The 3,849-nt window shown below is 55.2% G+C and carries 4 protein-coding genes; 3 read left to right on the top strand and 1 reads right to left on the bottom strand.

Translation table 11 applies throughout. The annotated features are described in order from the left end of the window. Positions 1-162 precede the first annotated feature (162 nt). The 3 genes from AWU74_RS04215 to hslU are packed head-to-tail and all read left to right on the top strand — an operon-like array spanning position 163 to position 3,126. Positions 163-1,077, top strand: coding sequence for a tyrosine-type recombinase/integrase (locus tag AWU74_RS04215; RefSeq protein ID WP_062327957.1), 915 nt, complete (start codon positions 163-165; stop codon positions 1,075-1,077). Next, positions 1,067-1,618, top strand: a complete 552-nt coding sequence (hslV, locus tag AWU74_RS04210; protein ID WP_059370464.1) for an ATP-dependent protease subunit HslV — start codon at positions 1,067-1,069, stop codon at positions 1,616-1,618. Before AWU74_RS04215 ends, hslV begins: the two co-directional genes overlap by 11 nt. A gap of 17 nt (positions 1,619-1,635) precedes the next feature. Then, complete coding sequence (gene hslU, locus AWU74_RS04205; protein ID WP_059370123.1) at positions 1,636-3,126, top strand: ATP-dependent protease ATPase subunit HslU; 1,491 nt, start codon at positions 1,636-1,638, stop codon at positions 3,124-3,126. A 193-nt stretch (positions 3,127-3,319) separates the two neighbouring features. Here hslU and AWU74_RS04200 read toward each other — a convergent pair. Next, a partial coding sequence (locus AWU74_RS04200) for a M15 family metallopeptidase (RefSeq protein ID WP_162504789.1) occupies positions 3,320-3,849 on the bottom strand: 530 nt, incomplete at its 5' end.

The raw sequence follows: 3,849 nt of genomic DNA, 5'->3' as shown, positions 1-3,849 counted from the left end.
GTTTTGAAGAGGTGCACATAACGCGGTCAGACGAACTTTGAATCGCCGCCGTCTGTCGGTGAAGCCTGTACGCTAAAACAGTGTTTTACCGCTGATCTCGAAAATAAGAGCAAGCATTGGCTAAAAGCAGATTACACGAGCGGTACGCCTTGAGGAACTGTATTGGAACATAAAACGCTTGAAGAAACGATAGAAGACTTTTTGATATACCAGTCGAGCATACGCGGTTTGTCCGATAATTCGGTTGTCGGCTACCGGAACGATCTTGCGAAACTTGCCGAGTCGCTCGGCAAAGACGCCGTGCTATCCGCTATCACGCCGCAAGATCTTCGGCATTCTATCGCCGCGCTTTCCCGCGACAAATACGCCCCCGCCAGCATAAACCGCTACATATCCGCCGTCCGCGTGCTGTTTGCCTATTGCCGCCGTTTCGAGTATATTGGGCAAAATCCTGCGGAAGAAATCAAAACGATGAAACAGCCGAAAACCCTCCCCGCTTTTATGACGCAGTCGGAAGTAGACGCGCTTTGCGCAGAGCCGGAACATACGGAATTACTGTGGACGTCGCGCGACAAGGCGCTGTTCGAGGCGCTTTACTCGTCCGGCTGCCGTGTTTCCGAGCTTGCCTCGCTTGCTATGAGAGACCTTGCCGAAGACTGCCGCTCAGCGATCGTGCGGGGCAAGGGGAACAAAGAACGAGAGGTGTTCTTTGCCGACGACGCGGCGGACGCGCTCCGCGCCTATCTCTGCGAGCGAAAACTACGCATTATGGCGGAAAAGTCGGTCGCCGAGGTGTTTATCAACCAGAAGGGCACGGGGCTTACGTCGCGGGGGATTCGGTACATTGTGGCGCGATATTCGGGGGCTGAAGGCACGCGGCGGCACGTATCGCCGCACGCCTTTCGGCATACATTCGCCACGGCAATGCTGTCGGGCGGCGCGGACGTTCGCATCGTGCAGGAACTTTTGGGACACACCAGCGTTTCGACGACACAGCGTTACACGCATATTTCACGGGAACATTTGATGAAAGTCTATCAGAAAGCGCACCCTCACGGAGGACTTCATGACGGTTGACAGACCGAAGGCACAGATACGAAGCACAACCGTCATCGCGGTAAAGCGAAACGGAAAAGTCGCTATGGCGGGCGACGGGCAAGTAACTATGGGCGAAACGGTGATGAAAGGCAACGCCCGCAAGGTGCGCCGTCTGTACGAGGGCAAGATACTCACCGGTTTTGCGGGAGCGACGGCGGACGCATTCAACTTGTTCGACAAGTTCGAAGGGAAAATCAAGGAATTCAACGGCGACCTGACCCGTGCGGCGGTAGAGCTTGCCAAACAGTGGCGCACCGATAAAGTGCTCCGACAGCTTCAGGCGCTGCTTTTGGTGGCAGACGCCGAAAAAATCCTGCTCATATCAGGAACGGGCGACGTGATTGAGCCGGAACGGGACGTGATAGCCATTGGGTCGGGAGGAAATTATGCTTACGCTGCGGCGCTGGCGTATCTTGAGTCGTCGGATTTGTGCGCGCGCGAAATCGCGGAGAAAAGCCTGAAAATTGCGAGCGAAATCTGCATTTATACGAACGAGCGCATTATGGTAGAGGAGTTATAATCGTGGACAACACGGAGTTGAACAAAAATGTACCCGCTCAGAATCAGGCGAATCCTGCGTCGGAGCTGACGCCGAAGCAGATTGTGGAACAGCTTGATTTGTATATCATCGGTCAGCATAAGGCGAAAAAGGCGGTAGCTATTGCGCTCCGAAACCGCTCGCGGCGGATTAAATTGCCGGAGGACATTCGAGACGAGATTGCACCGAAAAATATTCTGATGATTGGTCCCACAGGCGTAGGCAAGACCGAAATCGCCCGACGGCTTGCCAAACTCTGCAACGCGCCGTTTCTGAAGATAGAGGCGACAAAATACACCGAAGTCGGCTATGTGGGGCGCGACGTGGAATCAATGGTGCGCGATCTTGCGGCGATTGCGTTCAATATGGTCAAAACCGAGATGAAAGAGGGGCTGCGGAAGACCGCGGAGATCCGCGTAGAGAATGAATTGCTCAATATTTTGCTCCCCGGAAGCGAAAAAAGCAAAAAGCACAAAAAAGCTGCGCCCCCGCTGCCCGTCATATCGCCAAACGGAAAGAATGCGGCGGCGGATAACAACAGCGAATATGCTTCCGCCGGAGACGCAGGCAAAACCGAAGCACCGGCAGATTCAGGCGCCGAAACAAAATCAACCCGCGAAAAGTTCCGCACAATGCTTCGCGAGAGCAAGCTAGAGTCTCGAACGATAGAAATTACCATTCAGAGGCAGCACAGTATGCCGCAGCAAATGGAATTTTTTGCAGGCGGGAATATGGAAGACTTTGAGGCGACGATACAGAGCATGACCTCAATGATTATGGGCGGGCGCACCAAAAAAAAGACGGTAACAATTGCCGAAGCGCGGGACATTCTGCTTGAAGAGCAGCTTAACCGCATGATCGACCCGGATAAAGTTTCCGACGACGCAAAACGCCGCGTCGAGCAAATGGGCATAATCTTTATCGACGAAATAGACAAAATCGCGGTGAAAGGCGAGCGCGGCGGACAGGACGTATCCCGCGAAGGCGTGCAGCGCGACATTCTGCCCATTGTGGAAGGCTCTACGGTGAACACCAAGTATGGCGTTATCGACACGACACATATTCTGTTTATCGCGGCGGGGGCGTTCAATATGGCTAAACCGTCCGACCTGATACCCGAATTGCAGGGACGGTTCCCGCTTCGGGTTGAGCTTGATTCGCTCCACGCGAAGGAGTTCCGCCGCATTCTGCTTGAGCCGAAGAACGCGCTCACGAAGCAATACAAGGCGCTGCTTTCCACCGAAACCGTAACTATCGATTTTACCGACGCGGCTATTGACCGCATGAGCTTCCTTGCGGCGGACGTAAACGCACGGTCGGAGAATATCGGAGCGCGGCGCCTCCACACCGTCATGGAGGCGGTGCTGGAAGACCTGTCCTTCGAGGCTGACGAACACGCGGGAGAGACTATTGAGATTACCGAAAACTATGTGGACGACAGGCTTAAGAGCATTATAGAAGATCAGGATTTATCACGATACATTCTGTAAATCGGCAATATGCGGCGTGAACACCCGACCATACTGCCGTGCAGTATCTGCACGTATACGCGAGTGCTGACGCCTTTTCGGGTGTAATGTCTGTCGCTTGGTCGAGCAGCGACTCGCCTGCAAACAGGCGCTGCTGTTGCGCGGGGACGGTTTCGGTCACGCCGCAAACGCACGGGCGCGGTAAAGACCCGTATCAGCTTTGTGTTTTCCATTCGCGGATAAACTCCAGCATGAACTGCTGAATGCCGGAGAACCATTTTTGCTGAAACCGCGCCGCTTCAACGCCGATATACCGATAGTGCCAGCATTCCCCCCGGTAGCCGGTCGCGTCTTCATAGCCGTCGGGGAACGAGAGCGACCAGCCGTATTCCCCGGCGTGTGCGGCAAGCCACCTGCCGGCTTTCGTTCCGGCAAAATCGTCGGAAATCGAGCCGAAATCGACCGCCGTGCCGAGCTGGTGCTGGCTCTGCCCCGGACGCGCCGATTCGCGGTCGGCGGTTTCCTGCCCCGACTGCTGCACGTTCCGCGCATACACTTCCTTCTGATATTCATACGAGCGGTACGCCGAGCTTGCCGCAAGCGCAACGCCGTCCCGCCGGGCTGCCTCCGCCAGCTTCCGCAGAGCCGCCGCCGCCGGACAGCTCGGAAAAGCGACGTGTAGGGAAAGAGGGTAGGTCTCGGTGGGCGCCGCATCAGTAAAAAAAAAACCAAAATGTATATAAA

It is taken from the genome of Treponema endosymbiont of Eucomonympha sp. (assembly GCF_001028545.1).
The sequence above is the reverse complement of the archived record's forward strand: the minus strand, read 5'-3'. Positions and strand labels throughout refer to the sequence as shown.